15 protein-coding genes and 1 pseudogene are annotated in these 20,113 nt (G+C 52.4%); 12 read left to right on the forward strand and 4 right to left on the reverse strand.

Annotated features, from left to right (window positions below; translation table 11 throughout):
• Window positions 1-22: 22 nt before the first annotated feature.
• Window positions 23-856 (forward strand): phosphotransferase, encoded by an 834-nt coding sequence (locus tag NSS79_RS11780; RefSeq protein ID WP_342440351.1) that lies wholly within the window; start codon window positions 23-25, stop codon window positions 854-856.
• On the opposite strand, the gene NSS79_RS11785 is transcribed toward NSS79_RS11780, so the two are convergent.
• On the reverse strand, window positions 857-2,131 hold the full coding sequence (locus tag NSS79_RS11785; RefSeq protein ID WP_342439505.1) for a histidine--tRNA ligase: 1,275 nt from the start codon (window positions 2,129-2,131) through the stop codon (window positions 857-859).
• 320 nt (window positions 2,132-2,451) lie between these two features.
• Here NSS79_RS11785 and NSS79_RS11790 point away from each other — a divergent pair, with 320 nt between their 5' ends.
• Window positions 2,452-3,105, forward strand: a complete 654-nt coding sequence (locus tag NSS79_RS11790) for an HD domain-containing protein (RefSeq protein ID WP_342439506.1) — start codon at window positions 2,452-2,454, stop codon at window positions 3,103-3,105.
• A 90-nt stretch (window positions 3,106-3,195) separates the two neighbouring features.
• Window positions 3,196-4,641, forward strand: a complete 1,446-nt coding sequence (locus NSS79_RS11795; RefSeq protein ID WP_076112242.1) for a DEAD/DEAH box helicase — start codon at window positions 3,196-3,198, stop codon at window positions 4,639-4,641.
• Between the two features lie 123 nt (window positions 4,642-4,764).
• Here the strand turns inward: NSS79_RS11795 and NSS79_RS11800 are convergent, their stop codons facing one another.
• Window positions 4,765-7,029: an FAD-dependent oxidoreductase gene (locus NSS79_RS11800; protein ID WP_342439507.1), complete on the reverse strand. Its 2,265-nt coding sequence runs from the start codon at window positions 7,027-7,029 to the stop codon at window positions 4,765-4,767.
• 129 nt (window positions 7,030-7,158) lie between these two features.
• On the opposite strand from NSS79_RS11800, the gene NSS79_RS11805 reads away from it, so the two are divergent.
• From NSS79_RS11805 to NSS79_RS11830, 6 genes are all read left to right on the forward strand, one after another.
• Complete coding sequence (locus tag NSS79_RS11805) at window positions 7,159-7,914, forward strand: AraC family transcriptional regulator (RefSeq protein ID WP_342439508.1); 756 nt, start codon at window positions 7,159-7,161, stop codon at window positions 7,912-7,914.
• A 140-nt stretch (window positions 7,915-8,054) separates the two neighbouring features.
• Window positions 8,055-9,920 carry a histidine kinase gene (locus tag NSS79_RS11810; RefSeq protein WP_342439509.1) on the forward strand — a complete coding sequence of 622 codons (1,866 nt, stop codon included), beginning with the start codon at window positions 8,055-8,057 and terminating at the stop codon, window positions 9,918-9,920.
• A gap of 15 nt (window positions 9,921-9,935) precedes the next feature.
• Window positions 9,936-10,805 (forward strand): response regulator, encoded by an 870-nt coding sequence (locus tag NSS79_RS11815; RefSeq protein WP_342439510.1) that lies wholly within the window; start codon window positions 9,936-9,938, stop codon window positions 10,803-10,805.
• A gap of 158 nt (window positions 10,806-10,963) precedes the next feature.
• Entirely contained in the window at window positions 10,964-12,280 is a 1,317-nt protein-coding gene (locus NSS79_RS11820; RefSeq protein ID WP_342439511.1) for an extracellular solute-binding protein, read from the forward strand.
• Between the two features lie 310 nt (window positions 12,281-12,590).
• Window positions 12,591-13,472, forward strand: a complete 882-nt coding sequence (locus tag NSS79_RS11825) for a sugar ABC transporter permease (protein ID WP_340899243.1) — start codon at window positions 12,591-12,593, stop codon at window positions 13,470-13,472.
• 58 nt (window positions 13,473-13,530) lie between these two features.
• Window positions 13,531-14,412: a carbohydrate ABC transporter permease gene (locus NSS79_RS11830; protein WP_081965780.1), complete on the forward strand. Its 882-nt coding sequence runs from the start codon at window positions 13,531-13,533 to the stop codon at window positions 14,410-14,412.
• Window positions 14,413-14,589: 177 nt separating this feature from the next.
• On the opposite strand, the gene NSS79_RS11835 is transcribed toward NSS79_RS11830, so the two are convergent.
• Complete coding sequence (locus NSS79_RS11835; RefSeq protein ID WP_342439512.1) at window positions 14,590-16,305, reverse strand: ABC transporter ATP-binding protein; 1,716 nt, start codon at window positions 16,303-16,305, stop codon at window positions 14,590-14,592.
• Window positions 16,306-16,521: 216 nt separating this feature from the next.
• Here NSS79_RS11835 and NSS79_RS11840 point away from each other — a divergent pair, with 216 nt between their 5' ends.
• On the forward strand, window positions 16,522-16,626 hold the full coding sequence (locus NSS79_RS11840; RefSeq protein WP_218642530.1) for a YjcZ family sporulation protein: 105 nt from the start codon (window positions 16,522-16,524) through the stop codon (window positions 16,624-16,626).
• A 218-nt stretch (window positions 16,627-16,844) separates the two neighbouring features.
• A complete protein-coding gene (locus NSS79_RS11845; protein ID WP_342439513.1) occupies window positions 16,845-18,092 on the forward strand; it encodes an MFS transporter in 1,248 nt (415 codons plus the stop codon).
• 40 nt (window positions 18,093-18,132) lie between these two features.
• Here the strand turns inward: NSS79_RS11845 and NSS79_RS11850 are convergent, their stop codons facing one another.
• Window positions 18,133-18,441 carry a hypothetical protein gene (locus NSS79_RS11850; protein WP_038589493.1) on the reverse strand — a complete coding sequence of 103 codons (309 nt, stop codon included), beginning with the start codon at window positions 18,439-18,441 and terminating at the stop codon, window positions 18,133-18,135.
• A gap of 447 nt (window positions 18,442-18,888) precedes the next feature.
• Between NSS79_RS11850 and tnpB the strand changes: the two are divergent.
• Window positions 18,889-19,989, forward strand: a pseudogene (gene tnpB / locus NSS79_RS11855) (IS200/IS605 family element RNA-guided endonuclease TnpB).
• Window positions 19,990-20,113: the final 124 nt, after the last annotated feature.

The following is a 20,113-nucleotide window of genomic DNA, read 5'->3' on the forward strand; positions in this document are numbered from 1 at the left end:
CAGCGGAAGCTATTTGCTGCGGATGCACGGGCGATGGATGAGTAGTGCAGAGATTCAGTCGGAGCTGCTGCTGCTTCAGGCGCTGAACCGGGTCGAGGGACTGACGATGCCGGAAGGAGTGGCCAATACAGCAGGCACTTATATCCTCAAGGCAGATTCTGAAGAGGATGCCTCTTCCTTGTGGGTAACAGTTACCCGCTGGGTCGAAGGTGAGCATGCTGGCGGGCATATGACGGATCAGAGAATATTCGATATGGGAGCTATGATGGGAGCCTTGCACATCGCGGCTGCCGGATTCGTTCCTCCGGCTGGGTTTATCCGCCCTGTATGGGGGGAGCAGAGCTTTAAGCGTGAGATGGATAAGCTGGGACGTTATTACAGCGGGTTTGTATCTGAAACGGGATGGAAGACTTATCAGTTAGCTGCTGCAAAAATCCTCTCCGAACTGGAGGACATGGAGGCAAACAAAGATCAATATGGACTGATTCATGGAGATCTGCATAGCGGAAACGTGGTGTTTGCCGGCGAGCAGCCCTATCCGATAGATTTTGGAAGATGCGGTTACGGGTATTATCTCTACGATCTGGCTGCCGCATTATTGGAGCTATCCCCTGAGCAGCGCAAGCGGTTTATTGAAGGCTATGCAAGCCGGAAGAAGCTGGAAAGCGGATATGTGCGTAGACTGGAATGTTTTTTTATTATGATTATGATCGGAAATTACAGCCATCATGCCTCGAACCCGGCGGAAGTCCCCGGACTGCGGGAGCAGCAGCCTTATTCCCAGGCGTATCTCAGGGAATATTTAAAGAGTGCTCCCTTTTTGTTCGAGGTGATTGAGCCCGAGGAAATGAAATGATTAGCCGGAGATGAGCGAGATTGCTTCCTCCACGGTAAGCAGTTCCTCCTTGTGCGCAGACATGTCCTTGAGACGGAGCTTGCCGAGTGCGGCCTCGCTTTCGCCGAGCAGCAGACAATAGCGGATGCCTTTTGCTGAGGCTGCGGCCATCGTTTTCTTCAGCTTCCGGGTACCGGAATCTACGGTTACGCGGATGCCTGCGGCCCGCAGCCTTGCAGCGGCGAGCAAGACCTGAGGCATATTCCCGCCAACGGGAACGATCCATACTCCAGTCGGCTCCTTCTGCACCGGACGCTCTCCAAGCAGGGCCATGATCGACTCCATGCCAAATGAAATGCCGACCGTAGGGTATTCGATATCCTCTCTTCCGACCAGCTTTCCAATGATGGAATCATATCTTCCCCCGCCCCCAAGGCTGGACGTATAAACACCGGAGGCGTCGAAGATTTCATAGACGGTCCCGGTATAGAAGGATAGGCCGCGTGACAGGAACGGATCGAAGACACAGAAGCTGTCCAGGCCAATTTCTTCAATCAGCTGTTTCAGAGCAAGAACTTCTAACGCACCGGGCCGGCCGGCGAGTCCATATTTACGCGTCAGCTCCTCAAAACCCGGGTTGCCGGATTCCAGCAAAGCGGTAATCGCCAGCAAGGCCTCCGGAGTTAGTCCTTTATCGGACAGCTCCGCCAGCACGCCGCCGATGCCGATTTTGGCGAGCTTATCAAGGGTCAGCATCACGGAGAGGTGCTCCTGCGCCGGGACACCTGCCGATTCCAGAATCTCGCCGAGGAACCGGCGGTTGTTCCATTTGACCACCACCGCAATGTCCAGTCTGCGGAATACCTCGGCGGCCAGCTGCATCAGCTCCGCTTCAGCCTGCGGACCGGCAATCCCGACCACATCGGCATCGCATTGCAGGAATTCGCGCAACCGGCCTTTTTTGACCGGACCGTCGCGGAACACCTTGCCGATCTCATACCGCTTGAAGGGGAACTCTATCCCCGGATTGAGGGCAATCACCTTGGCAAAGGGAATCGTCAGGTCGTAGCGCAGCCCCAGTCGGCGGCCGCCCTGGTCGGTGAGCTGGTACATTTCGCGGAGGATTTCGTCTCCCCCGGCATATTTGGAGGTCAGCAGTTCAAGCTCATTCAGCAGTGTTGTATCCATGGATTCAAAGTCATAGCTTTCAAACAGCCCGCGCAGCACAGTCTGTACCTTTTGTCTGACCGCTTGCTCCCGGCCGAAATAATCGTAGGTTCCTTTAATGTTTTGCATGTTAAGCAGCTCCTTTAACTCGAAATATAATTCAGCATAAAAAAACGCGCCGGACCTCATGGTCCTGCGCGCTTATAATTGCCGCAGGGAGGTCAAACGCGAAATGCGTTAGCCCTCCCTGATAGATGTTCAGGAGTGCTAACGCTGCTTGTGATGATGAAGTTGATTCTGTATGATGGTAATGCTGTTTGTGTTGTTCACTGGAATCAACGCCCTTTCAGACTGGATTACAGCACATTATAGCGGATAGTGAAAATCCTTGCAAGTATGATACTGCGGATGGATTAGAATAATCAATTGAACGAAAAGGGGGATTCACTGTGAATCATACACAACTTATTGCCGAGTCTGAAAGGTTTGCGAAGGAGCAGCTGGCCGGAGATTCCACCGGTCATGACTGGTTTCACACAGAACGTGTGCGGAATACGGCGGCACTGATTGCGGAGATGGAGCAGGGGGATGTTTTTATTTGTACAGTCGCTGCGACATTACATGATGTTGCCGACGAGAAGCTGAACCCTTCCAAGGAAGCGGGACTGGATAAAGTACATAACTGGCTTAAGCAGCACCTGGCGGATGAAGCCCAAATCAAACATATCATGCTCATCATTGAGACGATGTCCTTCAGCGGCGGTGGGGGTGAACCGATGTCGACCTTGGAAGGGCGGATTGTGCAGGATGCGGACCGGCTGGATGCGCTTGGCGCCATAGGCATTGCCAGAACGATGGTGTTCTCGGGCGCGAAGGGACGTCCGGTGTATGATCCGGAGATCGCGCCGCGCGATGAATCGCTGCAGAAGGAATACCGCGATTATTCCAAGGGGACGGCGGTCAATCATTTTTATGAGAAGCTGCTGAAACTGAAAGACCTGATGAATACCCCCTATGGCCGCAAGCTGGCCGAAGAACGGCATGATTTCATGCTGGGCTTTCTGGAGCAGTTTTATAAGGAATGGAATCAAGGCAGCCATTAACTGTTATAATGAGACTATGCACAAGATGGAAGGAACGCGGGAACCCCCGCTTGAACCGGAACAATCGGCATAGAAGAGGTTGAAGTGAACATGAGTGAACTGCAGTTTAGAGAGTATGGTTTAAATGAAGAAATTATCCGGGCGCTGGATGTGCTGAAGTATCTGGAGCCGACTGAAGTACAGCGTAAAGTGATTCCTGTAGCCTTGCAGGGACAGGATTTGATCGTGAAATCGCAGACCGGCAGCGGCAAAACCGCGTCGTTCGGTATCCCGCTCTGCGAGCTGGTGGATTGGGCGGAGAACAAGCCGCAGGCATTGGTGCTGACCCCAACCCGTGAGCTGGCTGCTCAGGTGAAGGAGGATATCACCAACATCGGGCGCTTCAAGCGGATTAAGGCGGTCGCCTTGTTCGGCAAACAGCCGTTTGCCCCGCAGAAAATTGAACTCACACAAAAGACGCATGTTGTCGTAGGTACGCCGGGCCGTGTGTTCGATCATATTGAACGCGGTACGCTGCCCCTGCAGCGGATCAAATATCTCGTCATCGACGAGGCCGACGAAATGCTCAGCATGGGCTTCATCGAGCAGATCGAGAAGATCATCCAGCAGCTGCCCCGGGAACGGGTGACGATGCTGTTCTCCGCCACGCTGCCGGAGGCGGTGAAGAATTTATGCCGCAAATATATGCAGAGTCCGGCGGATATTGAGATTGAAGCCAGCGGCATCACGACAGCGTCGATTGAGCATGCGCTGATTGAAGTGAGACAAGCTGCCAAATTCCAGCTGCTGTGTGATCTGCTCACCGTGGAGAATCCGGACAGCTGCATTATTTTTTGCCGCACCCAGGATCAGGTGAACGCCTTGTTCCGCGGGATGGCCGATCTGGAGTATCCGGTGGATAAGATTCACGGCGGGATGATGCAGGACGAGCGGTTTGAGGTCATGAATGCTTTTAAACGGGGCCAGTTCCGTTATCTGATTGCCACCGATGTGGCCGCCAGAGGTATTGATATTGAGAACATCACCCATGTGATCAATTATGATATTCCGCTGGAAAAAGAAAGCTACGTCCACCGCACCGGCCGGACCGCACGCGCGGGTAAAAGCGGCAAAGCGATCACGCTCGTTACGCCGAATGAGCACAAATGGGTAGCGGACATTGAGGGCTATATCGGTTTCAGCCTGCCGGTAATGAAAGCTCCTTCGGACGATGCTGTGGCCTACGCCAAACCGGCCTTCGATCTGAAGCTGGGCAAGCAGCAGGTCCGCAAAGCGGGCAAAACCGAGGTCATGAACGAGAACATCATGAAGCTGTATTTTAACGGCGGCAAGAAAAAGAAGCTCAGAGCCGTCGATTTCGTCGGCACCATAGCGAAGCTTGAAGGCATCACCGCAGACGACATCGGGATCATCACGATCCAGGATAACGTCAGCTACGTAGATATCCTGAACGGCAAAGGCGCATTGGTGCTGCAAGCGATGAAAGACACTACGGTAAAAGGCAAGCTGCTGAAGGTGCATATCGCGAAGAAATAGACCAGGTTTCAGGCAGGGAAAGTAGACTTCGTTCGGCCAAAAGAATGCACAGACAGATTGCAAAAAAGCAGTATCGGACGAAGGTCTGATACTGCTTTTTGTCTTTGCGGAATGCCGGACCGCTTACTGGTGAACGGCCCCGTATGCCCGGATCTCGATAAGCTCCGCATAACGGCTGCCGTTCGTCGAATCAATCAGTACTCTGAGGTGGTCAGCCTGCACCGGATTCGGCAGACGGTGGATCACCTTGCGCTTGCGGTTATCGCTTCCGGCTGCAACCTCAGTCCACTCCCCGCCGGCAACAAGCGCCTCTACCCGGTAGTCACGAACCAGCTCGGGAATGATGGCAAAAGCCGTGCGGTGATGATGCAGGTTCACCAGATCTTCGTTGACATCATCGTTGAAGGTCAGGTGGATTTCGGCGATGGACTGCACCGAATCCCACTGCAGCTGCAGCCATTCCGGCTGTCCGCCTGCCATTGGCTGCGACATCCATTGCTGCGGCCCGCCGAACGGGCGGTGATAGCCGTTTACGGCTTTGTCCGCTGCGAAGGCGGCAGTCGGCGACCCGATCCGGCAGCAGAACGGCTGGCGGGCTTTGCCCTGCATCTTCCACAGCACCACGGGCTGATCCGTGGAGTGGTCCTCCAGATCCATGGATACATGCGGCTCTTCATCCTTGAAGAAGACGAGCACGCCGCTGTGCGGCTGCTGCGAATGATACAGGCTGACCACATCGTTCGCCTTGATGATGATAAAAGCATTTTGCGGCACTTGCGGCTGCCACTGCAGATCGAAGGTAAGCCATTGCTGCTCACCGGCTACGGCGTGGGCAGTTGCCCTTGCCTGCAGGGTATGCGGCACGTAATTTTCCCTGCGCCCGGTGTCCCACAGCTCGGCTGTAACCGAAGTGGCCTGCTTGGCATCCACCAGCAGCTGAAAGCCGCTGATTCCCGGATCCGCAGGAATCAGCACAGCGGCATCATGCTGCAGCGGATAAGCTTCGCCCGGTTGGGTCAGCTCAATCACGCCCAGCGTGCTTGAGGCGGTGATCCGCGCTTTGCGGGCGACATCATCTTCATCGCTGCTGCGCAGCCCGATGATCGAGGCATCGCTGCGCAGCAGCGTCTGCCGCAGCTCTTCCAGATGCCGCTCCTGCAGTTCGCGCGGGGTGATTCCCTTGCGGCTGCTGAGTGCGGCTCCGGTTCCGGCCGCTTCACCGATCACGGCGCAGGTGGCCATCACCCGTGTTGTGCCGAAGGCGACATGGGAAGCGCTGATATCGCGCCCGGCCATCAGCATATTCCGCACATTGGCGGAATAGAGGGAGCGGAAGGGGATATGATATACCCCGTCGGCATGCATATGCTTGGAGCCGCTGGCGTCGGCATACATCCCCTGCGGCGGATGCAAGTCGATCGACCAGCCGCCAAAGGCTACGCCGTCCGCGAATTCGCGCTGGGCGATAATGTCATTCTGGTTCAGCACGTAGTCTCCGGCAAACCGCCGGTATTCACGTTTGCCGGGCAGTGAGCCGACCCATTCCAGCGTCATATTCTCAGCGCCGAACTTGCCGGAATTTTTGATATAATCCCATATGCCGTAAATGACCGACCACAGCTCGTCGCGGATCATTTCATTGTCATGAACAGCGTCATGCTCGCCGCCCCATTCAATCCACCAGTAGTGGCAGCCGGAATCACCGCTCTTAATGACACGCCGGATTGGAATCGTCGTCTGTGAGATGTCCTTGGCAAAGGAAGGCGGCACAAAATTCATCGGTACGCCGGTATCTTTGGTATAGAAGAGGATGGTGCTGCCTAGCGTAATGTCATCGGCGATCTCCGGCGCCCACTCTTCGCCGTACTTGCTCCGGGCTTCCCGTCCAAGGGCAAATTTGGCTCCGGCCAGAAATCCGATCAGGCCATCACCCGTGCAATCGAGATACATGCTGCTCTTAAAAGTGATTCTCCGCTCCGAACCCATCATCCAGCCGGTGACCGCCGTAATCGTCCGCTCCTGCTCGTCTCCTTCAGCCAGAACCTCATGGACATCCGTATTCAGGTAGAGTGTGATATTGGACTCAGCCTTGACAGCCTCCAGTACGACCAGATCCCATAGATAAGGGTTACCTTCCGGATTGCGGTACTGGTTCTCCACGAACAATTCACCCATAATTCCCGTTTCCCGGGCGTAGCGGTTCGTGCCGTGTGCCGTTGCTCCGCAGACCCAGACCCGCACCTCGCTGCTGGAATTGCCGCCGAGCACAGGGCGGTTCTGGATCAGAGCCACCTTTTGCCCAAGTCTCGCGGCAGCAATCGCCGCACATACTCCAGCCAGCCCGCCGCCGATCACCGTAATGTCATTTTGCACTAGCTCCTGCTTCATGAATGAGCACCTCTTAGGTTTATATTCTTAATGCATATCTATAATTTCATAATGAAGCTGCTACTTTACTTTTGAAATACACGATTATATCATTAAACATATACTTTATTTCATGAAAGGGATGGAGCCATGAAACTTCTGGACCATATCTACTGGAAGCAGAAGACGAGTTTTGCCCTGCCAAGCGACTGCTATGATTCCTGGGTCGCCTTTGCGGTAGAGGAGGGGCTGTTCCGCTTCGAAATTGGAGAACATGGCGGTGAAGCGGGGTTTGCCGATTTGGTCGTCTGCCCTCCCGGAATTCCCTTCATTCGTGAGACGATTACACCGCTCACCTTTCATTACATCCAGTTCACCCCGGAGAATGATACTAGCTTGCCGCAGCCGGGGCTCCTGCAGCTTAGCGATACGAAGCGCTTAAGCTCGACCTATGCCTATTTGCGCCAGCTCAGTGAAGACAATAGTCCAGCCGCAAGGGAATGGAAACAGCATCTTATCAAAGACCTGTGGCTGCCGGTTCATATGGAGAGCCGGGCGGAAGCCGGAGGGCGTAAATTCTCCGAAGACGCAATGATGGATGAAGCTGCATCCATCATTGCCGATAGAGCCGCAGAACCACTCAGTCTGCTGGAGCTCGCCCGGGAGCTGGGATTAAGTCCCGTGCAGTTTACGCGGCGCTTCCGCGCAGCTTTTCAGGAGACGCCTTCCTCCTATTTGAAATCGCTCCGGTTGGCCAAAGCACGCCTTCTGCTGAAGGACAGTGAACTGAATCTGACCCGGATTGCCGAAAGATGCGGCTATGAGAACGGATTCTATTTAAGCCGGGTGTTCACGAACAACACCGGAATGAGTCCGGCGGAATACCGTAAACGGCATAGGCTGTAGAAGCATAGAACAAATCTGTGCATCATAACCCCGGTCTATAGGAGCGATGCGACAAAACAATGCAATTTTCTCCAGCTTCAGCCGGGTGACCCCTGCAGATGTTATAATAAGTCCACAAATGAAGGGAGAGAGCTGCGGAAATGAAGAAGCCGGACTGGAAGATGTTTATACCCCAGAAGCTGAGATACAGGCTGTTCGGCGCTTTTCTCATCCTTATTCTTCTGCCGTTCAGTGTGCTGAATGTATACAACTACCGGCAGATTGAATCCCTCGTCGAGGAGAAAATCAGCCAGCAGAGCCACGAGCAGCTGGTGCAGATGTATGGAACGCTGGAGGATCAGATGAGCGTAGCCTTCAAGACGCTGATCTTTGTGGAGCAGGATTCGGCGGTCCGCAGTGTTCTGACAAAGCCAGGTAACCGGTCGCCTTTAGAGAATAAAGCGCTGATCGAAGAAAAATTTAAAATGCTCAACAATAGCTTTTTCCTATACAATCCTTCCGTATATTTTACCCTGCTGGACTTTCATGAGAGCGTATACACTTCTTATTTGCCGAAACAGGCGCTAGCCTACGAACCGTACCGTGAGCTCTTCCGCCGCCATCTGGGGAGTGTTGTCCCTGCAGATCAGGGCACGGTCCAAAGAGAGGCTGTCCTCCCGGGTGAAGCAGCAGCGCAAACGTTGGATTCCGCAGAAGCCCAAGATCTGTTCTACCAGTGGGATTCACGCGACGAGAACAATATGCTGCGGGAGGTATCCACCAGCCCTTATCTGCTCTCGCTGTATGCCTATATGAAGGACAGCGGAGGCAACCGCTACGGGCTGGCCCGGATCAGTATCGATTATTCCTTCTGGTTCCAGTCCGTCCTCAAGGAATCCCTGAGCAGTCAGGATTATTTTCTGATTACCGGCAAGGGAGAGACTGTGGCCCGCTCCTCCAAAAAAGCGGTGCTGGCCCCGGAGATCACCCGGGAAATTGCCCTCCATCCTGCACAGGCGTATCTGACCGATGACAAGACCGGCACACTGATCAATTATGTCTATATCGAGTCACTGGACTGGTATATGGTCAACCGGATTCCGCTGGCCGTGTTGTTTAATGAAATTTCCGGGCTGAAGCAGCGTTATTTCCTGACGTTTTTTGCCTTCACAGCTGCATTTGTACTAATGGCCTTTATGATCTCTGCTACCTTTACCCGTCCTTTGTCGCATCTGCAGAACAAGATGAAGGATGTCGTCCGCAAAAACCTGAAAATCCGCATCCCCGAAGGCCGGAGCCGTGGCGAAGTGCTGGAGCTGACCCGGACCTTCAATACAATGCTGGATGACACGAATAAGCTGATTGCCCAGTTGAAGGCAGAGGAGCGGCAGAAGGAAGCGGTTCATTTCCATATGCTGCTGGCCCAGATGAACCCGCATTTTTTGCTGAACACCTTGAACACGATGAAATGGAGCGCCATCCGCAGCGGGAATGAGGAGATCTCCGAAATGTGCGTGTCGCTGGGCAAGCTGCTGGAGGTCAGCCTGAATGCTGAGGTTGAGCTGGTCTACCTCAAGGACGAGATCGAGCTGGTTCAAGCTTACCTGCATATTCAGCGGATCCGGTATCAGGGCAGCTTTGAGGTAACCTGTGATTTTGACGATGAGCTGGAGTATGCGCTGGTGCCGAAGCTGAGCCTGCAGCCGCTGGTGGAGAATGCGATCCGCCATGGCGTCGGCCCTCTGACTGGACGGGGGCAGATCAGTATCCGTATTTACAGAAATGACAAAGCGCAGCTTACGCTGGAGGTAGGGGATAACGGCATCGGCATGGAGGAATCCAGGCGCCTGCAGGTGACCCGGACCCGTAAGGGGATCGGACTGTCCAACCTGAAGGAACGGCTGCGGCTGCTCTTCAAGGGCCAAAGTGAGCTGGAGATTCTCCAGCTGTCACCGGGAACCCTGATCCGGTTCAGTATTCCCTTCCTGCTGTCGACACCATATGTGCAGGACAAGAAGATCGAGTAAAGGGAGGAAGGTCTCATGTGGAGCGTACTGCTGGTGGAGGATGAGGTATTCGTAAGAGAGTCGGTGCGGGAGATTATTTCCTGGGAGGAGCTCGGCTTCATGGTTATCGGCGAATCCGGCAACGGGACCGAAGCGCTGGAACTAATCATGCGGGATAAACCTGATCTGGTGCTCGCGGATATCGTGATGCCTGGTCTGAACGGCATTGAGCTGTTGAAGCAGACCCGTCAAGCGGGGCTGAATACGAAATTTATTATGCTGACCTGCATGGGAGAGTTCGAATATGTCCGCCAAGCGATGGAATACGGGGCCTCCAATTATATTCTCAAGCTGTCAATGAGCGTAGGTTCATTGCGGGATACGCTGCGCAAGGTTAGCGCCGAGCTGAGTGCCGGCAGTCACCGGAATGTTGCTCTTTTGGAGGCGGACGGGATTCCAGCGGTTGTTGCAGCTTCTGCGGAAGCACCTGACACCGCTAACCCCGGACCGGGTGGGGCTTTTCCTGAAGATGAGGTGAAAAATCCGCTGCTGTCCGGCTTCGGATCCCTGTCCGGGCCTGTTGTTTCGCATCCGGAGATTAGCAAGATCATTGAATATATCGGAGAGTATTACGACCGCGATATTACAGTCAAGTCCATGTCCCGCTATGTGATGATGGGAGAGAATTATATCAGCGCCTTATTCAAAAAGAAAACCGGGCATACGCTGATCCATTATCTGCACGGTGTGCGGATGGAGAAAGCGGCAGTGTTTTTGCGGGAGACCGATCTGCCTGTGCATGAGGTGGGGCATCGGGTGGGCTTTCCGAGCGATAACTATTTCATCAAAATCTTTAAGCGTTGGACCGGATGCACCCCGAGCCAATACCGCCACCGTGAGGAATAGAAGAAATATGTGTGATCATTTTTGCCCGGTCACTGCTGCAAATTCCGTATATTTGTTCCGCCAGGATGGTGGATTTGTATCTAAAATGCCTCCAGCGTCCCTGCTAGGATGTAAGGGAAGCACAATCCATAACAAAAACGGGGAGGCAGACAGAAACGATGAAAACTAAAAAAGGGTTGACCCTGCTGGCAGCATGCGTGCTGATGCTTGGGATACTGGGCGGATGCGGAGGAACTAAAAATAACACTGGTGGAGAAGCGCAGGGGAATGAAGGCAGCAAAACGGTGAAGTTAACCATGTGGGGTGCCGTTCCGCCGGAGAACGGACCACAGGAGGTTGTGGATACCTGGAATGCGGAGCATCCTGAGACTCAGGTCGAATACGTGCGTTTTGTCAATGATGATGACGGCAACCTGAAGCTTGATACCGCACTCTCGACGGGGCAGAACGTCGATCTGTTCGTCAATTATACTTTGACCAATCTGGATAAACGCATCAAGGGCGGCACTGCCCTCGACCTCGGCGAATTCACCGACTACAACATCGACGAGAAAATGGGTGCGGATGCTGCTACCTGGAAAATAGACGATAAATACTACGGGATGCCAACCAAAAAGAATGCTTTGTTCTTTGCCCTGAACAAGGATGCGCTCGATAAAGCCGGTCTGGCCTTACCAACGGCATGGACCTGGGATGAAGCAAGAGAATATGCCGCCAAGCTGAAGGCAGAGGGGTTCAAGTACGGGCTGGTGCAGCATACTGCCTCGCTGGTTGATCCGCTGGATTCCGCTCTCGTGAAGAACGGTTATGTCAAGGCGGATGGCAGCTCTAACCTTGATGATCCGCTGATCACCAAATGGCTTGAAACACTGAACGGAATGATGCAGGAGGATGCCACCACCCCGCCGCTTGGCGAGCAGCTGACCTCCAAGATGCCTGTGGAGAACATGTTCCTCAGCGGGGAATCAGCGATGATCAACATTGGGGAATGGCTGATCCGCAGCTCCAACAATATGACGGATTTTCCGCGTGAGTTCACCATCGCCTTTGCTCCCGTTCCAAGGCTGGCGGACAATGCAGCTGATTTCGTCAAAAGCGGCGGACTGGGCGACTTCATCTCCATCAACGCCAAATCCAAAAATAAGCAAGCGGCCTGGGAGTTCCTGAAATGGTATGCCGACGGCGGCATGATTCCGATGGCGGCCGGAGGCCGCCTGCCTTCCTCCAATGCGGTGGACCAGCAGACCGCGATCAGCCAGCTGCTAGGCGATCATGCGGACACCTATGATAAAGCTTCGCTTGAGTTCGTGCTCTACGGCGATAAGACGCCAACCTTTGTCCGCAGCATTGCCCAGGAAATCGTGGATATGCGCGCCCAGGAATACGAGAAATATTTCCTTGGCAGCCAGACTGCGGAACAAACGGTACAGAGTATGGTCAAACGCCACAATGAATGGCTGAAGCAGAATCAGTAAGCCGCAGCCGGTTGTGCTGCATAGAACCGTTCCCTTATGGGGAGCGGTTTTTTTAAAATATAAGCATTTATATGCTTCACGCTATAAATTATCCTTCTATTTCTCGCTGAAACGGATACCGTCCTTTTGAGGAAGGCGAAGCCGTTTCCACTTGTCCACGAATAGAACATTTCCATCCACATGCCCGTAAGCGGACAAGCTGCAAATTAAGTAATTCTGTGATATCCATTCGGTGGTTATGTTCCTTAAAAGCCGCCGCCAGGCTTGTTATGCTTAAGTCGAGATCATACAGCTAAGGAGTGGGGGAACAATGAACAAATCATGGATGAAGCGGCAGAGCAGGCTCGGCTATCTGTTTATCGGACCGAATATGCTCGGGGTCCTGTTGTTTTTTATTATACCGGCCGCCTATTCGTTTTATCTGATGTTCACCGATTACAAATTTATGGACCCGGAGATTCATTTTGTCGGTCTGGACAACATTTCGAGGATGCTGGGAGACGAGCTTTTTTATGTAGCGCTGAAGAATACACTTATCTTTCTGCTGGCCGTTCCGGTGTCGATTCTGCTGGCTTTTATAGTGGCGGTTATTCTGAACAAATCTGTTTATTTTCAAAAAACGCTGCGGGCGCTTTATTTCATGCCTTACATTACCAGCGGCGTAGCCATTGCATTTGTCTGGATGCTGCTGTTCCAGCCGACCTCGGGTCCGATTAACGGATTCCTGCGCGGTATTGGCATTAACCATCCGCCAGGGTGGCTGTCCACGACGGAAACCTCGATGTATGCGATTGACATCATCTGGATCTGGTTCATGCTGGGCTACAACATGATTATTTTTCTGGCTGCCCTGCAGGAAATTCCCGAAGAGCTGATGGAAGCCGCCAGAATCGACGGAGCCCGTCCCTGGCAGAGCATCCGCCGTATAGTCTGGCCGCTGGTGAGTCCTACAACCTTTCTGCTGCTGATCACCGGACTGATTATGACAATCAAGAACTTCGGCATCATTCAGGCGATCACCCAGGGAGGGCCGGGAAACAGCACAACGGTGCTGTCACTGTTCATTTATCAGAATGCCTTCCGCTATTACGAGATGGGTTATGCCGCCGCCATAAGCTGGGCGCTCTTCGCGATTATCATGATCTTCACCGTGTTCCAGTGGGTCGGCCAAAAACGCTGGGTCCATTACTGAGTAGACAGTTCAGCGTCCGGGTGATGGCTTCGCCACCAAATTTTCAGGAGGATTTCCTATGCAAAAAACAACGATTAGACCGGCAGCTCCTTACCTGCAGGAGATCAAGGCTGATTCTTCCCTTAATATCCGCAAAATCATCACAACCCTTGTGATGTCCGGTTTCGCCCTGCTGATGATTGTGCCTTTTATCTGGATGATCAGCACTTCGTTCAAGTCTCCTGCGGATGTGTTCAAATATCCGGTTCAGTGGATTCCCTCCAGCCTGAATTGGGAGCATCATATTAAGGTGTGGAGCGGGAATGACAGCTTTATTACCTACTACCTGAACTCGCTGAAAATATCGCTGATCAGCACGGCCGGCGCAGTGTTCTTCTCTGCTTTTGCTGCTTACGGGTTTGCCCGGATTCAGTTCAAGGGGCGGGAGCCGCTGTTCCTGGTCTACCTGTCGATGATGATGGTTCCGCCGCAGGTGCTGTTCGTGCCGAAGTTTCTGATGTTTGATTGGGCGGGAATCTATAATACACATTGGGCGCTGATTCTGCCCGGCATGTTCACGATCTTTGGAGTGTTTATGCTGCGCCAGTTCTTCCTGTCCGTACCTGCGGAAATTTCCGAAGCGGCATTTATCGATGGGGCAGGGCATTTCCGGATCTTTTTCCGGCTGGTGCTGCCGCTGGCCAAGCCCGCCTTGGCTACTCTTGCAGTCATCGACTTTTCCTGGCACTGGAATGATTACGAGAATGCGCTGGTTTTTCTGCTAGATAAGGATTTATATACCGTTCCGCTTGGCCTGCAAAATTTCATTCTTGAGAACAACGTAGACTACAACGGCATGATGGCGGCAGCGACAGCAGGCATTATTCCGATGATTATCGTTTTTCTGCTGGGGCAGAGGTACATTATTCAAGGGGTGGCCGGCAGTGCAGTGAAGGGGTAGGGAAAGAGGCAGGTAAACGCAGAACAACCTTCCGCAATCAGCCTATAGGGGGCTGTAGAGCGGAAGGTTGTTCTTATTTCTGCATGATGTCCTATGTCCTATCATTCCTGCATAGGACAATTCTCGGCCTTACGTTGCGCTATTGTTTCCTTGACCATTTATTTCATTCTCTGCGTTTTACGCATTATACTGCGCCTGGTACAGGCGGCTGTAGGTGCCTCCGGCGTTGACCAGCTCTTCGTGGCGGCCTTCCTCGGAGATACCGTCTTCATTTACAACAATAATCCGGTCGGCATTTTTGATCGTCGTGAGACGGTGGGCAATCACAAGGGTGGTACGGCCCACCGACAGGTCAGCCAGCGACTGCTGGATGGCGGCTTCCGTTTCCGTATCCAGCGCCGAGGTGGCTTCATCCAGAATCAGGATCGGAGGATTTTTGAGGAACATTCTGGCGATGGCCAGACGCTGTTTTTGTCCGCCGGACAGTTTCACGCCGCGTTCCCCGATCACTGTATCCATGCCATCCGGGAGGCTGCTAATCAGCTCTTCCAGGTGGGCGCGTTTGGCAGCTTCCCAGATTTCCGGAAGCTCCGCATCCAGCTTGCCGTAGGCGATATTCTCACGGATTGTGCCGGAGAACAGGAAGACGTCCTGCTGCACAATCCCGATTTGCTTGCGCAGCGAATTCAGCTTCATGTCACGGATGTCTATTCCGTCGATGGAGATGCTGCCGCCGGTGACGTCGTAGAAGCGGGGCAGCAGGCTGCAGATTGTGGTTTTGCCCGCGCCGGAAGGGCCGACAAAAGCAATCGTATCCCCGGCGTTGACCTTCAAGCTGATCTCCTGCAGTACCGAACGATTGTCATCATAGCCGAAGCTGACGTTTCCAAAGATAATATCTCCGCGCAGCGAACCGACGTCCACCGCACCCGGCTTATCAGCGATATCCGGCTCTGTATCAATCACCTCAAGATAACGTTTGAACCCGGCAATACCTTTCGGGTAGCTCTCGATAACGGCATTGATTTTCTCAATCGGCCGGAAAAAGACATTGGACAACAGGATGAAAGCAACAAACTCCCCGATCTCCAGCTCTCCCTGAATAAAGAACCAGGCGCCGCAGACCATGACCACAATTGTAATCAGGCGTGTCATCATATAACTGACTGACGAGCTCTTGGCCATCAGCTTGTAGGCCATCAATTTGGTCTGGCGGAACATTTGGTTGTCAACAGCGAACAGTTCTTTTTCATATTCTTCATTGGCAAAGGACTGCACGACGCGGATTCCCCCGACATTGTCCTCGATCCGGGCATTGAAATTGCCTACGTTGCCGAATAGCCGGTGGTAGGTAGAGGTCATGCTGCGTCCAAAATGGATGATGACCCAAGCCATAATCGGCACGATAATGAACGTGATCACGGCCAGCTTCAGATTGATATCGGCCATCAGGATAAAGGCTCCAATCAGCGTCATCACGGCAATGAACACATCCTCCGGACCGTGATGCGCCACCTCGCCGATATCGTTCAAATCATTGGTAATCCTACCGAGCAAATGCCCGGTTTTATTGTTATCGAAGAAGCGGAAGGAGAGCTTCTGGATATGATCGAACATTTTTTTGCGCATATCTGTTTCAATATTTATTCCCAGCATGTGCCCCCAATAGGTGACAACATAATTCATTGCGGTATTAAGAGCGTAGATGGCAAGCAGGGCAACGCTGGCGATCAGAATTAATGACCAGTCTTGTCCGGGGAGCAGATCATCAATAAATTTATTCACGGCCACCGGAAAGGCCAGCTCCAAAAGCCCCGCACCCACCGCACAAGTGAAGTCGAGAACAAACAGCTTCTTATAAGAACGATAATAGGAAAAAAAACGACGCAGCATCTCTTGTTCACTCTTTTCTGTAATGTTATGTATTCTAGTTGAGAGTGATTCTCAACTACCTTTATTCTTAGGATACTAAAGAGGGTTGTCCGTTTTGTCAACCGCAAGAATAATTTAAATTGCAGGGGAAGGGTGTAAGTTCTTTCCGCATCACCCAGACAAGACTGGATATTTCCACATATTTTAAAAGTATTCAAGTATAAAGGAGGAGTTAACATGAGCGAAAATGTTGGAGGATACGGCGGTGCTTTCACTTCCACTGGAGCGATTCTGGTGTTGTTCATCCTGCTTGTAATCATCACTAAGTCTCTCTGGGTATAATCAGCTGATTTAATCTTCTCCAAAGCCGCCGGTCCTTTTGGACCGGCGGCTTTTTCAGATGGAAGGCCGTATAGTTAAGTTATCCTGAGAATCCAAGAAGCTGTGCACCGGCATACATAAGGGGGTATAATGTAACAAAGCGTGATACATAGAACAGCTTCATTTCCGTACAAGCCCGGTGCTTGACGGATTTTTTCGCTGCAATCAGGAGGAGCCTCATGAAAGCAAGGCAAGAAGACCGCAAGATTCAGACTTCATTATCCACCTTATCCCCAGGAAACGCAGGATCTAACGGTATTCTGCTTGGGGTCGGCATTATTTTTGTCGCAGCGGCGCTGCGGGCCCCGTTCACCTCTGTCGGACCGTTGCTGGAGATGATCCGCGATGATCTGGGATTATCCAATACACTTGCCGGAGCAATAACTACATTGCCGCTGCTCGCTTTTGCGTTGCTGTCCCCATTTGCTCCGCAGCTCGCCCGCCGTTTTGGCCTTGCCAACGTGCTGATGCTGGCGTTGCTGGCATTGTCGATGGGAATCCTGATCCGTTCCGCCTCGGGAACCCTCACATTGTTCGCAGGCACCGCAATCATCGGGCTGTCGATTGCGGTATGCAATGTGCTGCTGCCGGGATTGATCAAAGGCAGGTTTCCCGGGCGGATCGGTCTTCTAACCGGGATTTATACGGTTTCGATGAATTTATGCGCAGCGGTGGCTTCCGGCATTAGTGTTCCGATAGCGGACCAGGCAGGGTTCGGTTGGCGGGGTACGCTTGCCCTATGGTTCATTGTCGCTGCACTGGCTACTCTATTCTGGATTCCGCAGATGAAGAGCCTGGGCCAAGGGAGCGGAACAAGCACGCCCGGCTCAGCCGGGAAAATGTGGCGTTCACCGCTCGCCTGGCAGGTTACCTTATTCATGGGCCTGCAATCTCTGCTTTATTACGTTCTGATTGCCTGGTTCTCGGTCATTCTCGGTGAGCGGGGCATGTCCTCCAGCCATGCGGGCTGGATTCTTTCACTGCTGCAGCTGGCCCAGCTTCCGTTTACCTTTTTTGTTCCTTTATGGGCAGGCAAACTGAAGAACCAGCGGGGGCTGGTTGTTATTACGGCTGTTTTGTTCATGGCCGGAATCTCCGGCGTTTGGTTCGGCAGCAGCGCATGGATGCCGGTATGGGCGATCTGTATCGGCATTGCCGGAGGTTTTGCCTTTGGACTGGCAATGATGTTCTTCAGCTTGCGCACCCGCAGCACACAGGAGGCAAGCGAGCTGTCGGGAATGGCCCAGTCGATCGGCTACCTGCTGGCAGCCATGGGACCGGCATTGTTCGGGCTGCTTCATGACGCTACGCACAGCTGGAACGGTCCGTTGGCACTGCTCGTAGCGGCAAGTGTTCTGCTGCTCGTGGCGGGGCTGGGAGCCGGAAGCAACCGGTATGTAGGAGACGCAACAGAACCCGCCAAATAACGGCGGGTTCTGCTGTGATATTTGATTGTGATGTGAATCCCTAGAGAAAATAGCGGCCCGAATGGTTCTTATTGTTTCTTAAAACCAATGTCAACGGAATCAAGGCTAATATTATATAAATTCCTATAAATACAGGCAGTTGAAGGCTATTCTCTTTTTCAACCAGCCCCATTGTTATGAAAATAAGTCCTAGCAAAAAATGGGGCAGAGCCAACCCTTTTTGGAAGGAGCCGATGGATTCCTCGCTAATTAATGTTTTTGCATTTTTACCAATGAAGAGTTTAAAGCTTAGCAAGTGACCTATCCCGGAAATGATCATTGCGATCCCTAGAAATAGTTGAGCATACATGTAACCACCCCCTCTTTTGTGACTTGTTATTCGAACTCATCAATTGAGGTTATCATCCTAATGCAAACTATTGTTCCCATTTATTGTAACAGAAAGGTGAGCGTGGCAATAATGTTTACGAAAGAAACGTTGTGTTAGCAAGTATGAAGCTGCGGCTGCAGCAGATGAATCAAAGATTCTCCGAAGCGGGAAACAAAGGCCATATCCGTATCATAGGTTCCGGTATTCCATTGCTGATTCATCGGAAGTCTCCTTTCAGGTCAAACAGGAATACTTCTGTTGTACCATGCGTTATCTTATAAGTGAAATATATAAATCAAATAGAGTTTATCTTCAAAAGCCGAAAAGACTCCGACCTCTATAGGCGGAGATGAATCGGCGGTTTTCAACTATTCAGCGAACGTATGTGCTATACTGTAAGAAAATACTATAAAGGGGGTGTCGCACATGATCGTTCATCAAGCCTATAAATACCGCATCTGCCCGAATACCGGGCAACAGCAACTCATTCGTCGAATGTTTGGCTGCTGCCGCTTTGTGTTCAATCATTTCCTGGAAGAGTGGAATCAAACCTATGCCGAAACAGGCACAGGTCTGTCCTATCAGACCTGTGCGACACAGCTCCCTGTCCTAAAAACCCAATATGACTGGCTCAAAGAAGTCGATAGTATTGCTTTACAGTCCGCCGTTCGGCATGTGGCAGATAGCTTTGACCGCTTTTTTAAAAAAGCAAAATCAAGCGCCTCGCTTTAAAAGCCGGAGGCATCCAGTACAAAGCTACACCACGAAATTCACGAACGGAAATATCGCCATTGAAGGCAACCGGTTGAAGCTTCCCAAGCTCGGCTGGATGCGTTTCGCCAACTCTCGGAAGCTGGAGGGTCGTATACTGTCCGCTACGGTACGGCAAAACGCCAGCGATAAGTATTTTGTCTCCCTGGTTTGCGAGGTCGAAAAGACCCCACTCCCACAAGCAGATGCGCATATCGGTATTGACTTAGGGCTTAAGGAATACGCTGTGTGCTCCAACGGCGAGCATTTTGCCAACCCCAGGTTTTACCGTCAATACGAGAAAAAGCTTGCGCTGTGGCAGCGGCGTTTGGCAAGACGCACACCAGGAGGTCGAACTGGAAGAAAGCCAAGCAACACATTGCCCGTATTCACGAACACATTGCAAATTCCCGGAACGATTTTCTCCACAAGATGACAACGAAGCTGATCCGTGAGTGCCAAACGATCAGCATCGAACATTTGCGTGTGGGGAATATGATTCAAAATCCCAAACTCTCCAAGTCCATCGCTGATGCGTCCTGGGGCGAATGGGTGCGTCAACTCACGTATAAAGCATCCTGGTATGGACGAACCCTCCGGGTTGCCGACACCTTCGAGCCGACCAGTCAGCAGTGCCACGTATGCGGCACGATCCATCCCGAAGTGAAGAACCTCTCGATTCGAGAATGGACATGTGTAGCTTGCGGAACACACCATGATCGGGATGAAAATGCGGCGATCGGGATGAAAATGCGGCTCATAATATCAAACAGGTAGCGGTATAGCTATTACCTATAAAAATAAAACGTAGAACTGCGAGAACGCAGGGATCGCTTGCCCATAAGAGGAGGTTGCTCCTCTGTTCGCAAGAATCCACCCCTTCAAGTCAGCTAAGTGGTGG

Source organism: Paenibacillus sp. FSL L8-0436 (genome assembly GCF_038593025.1).
In the GTDB taxonomy this organism is placed as follows: Bacteria; Bacillota; Bacilli; order Paenibacillales; family Paenibacillaceae; genus Paenibacillus_AQ.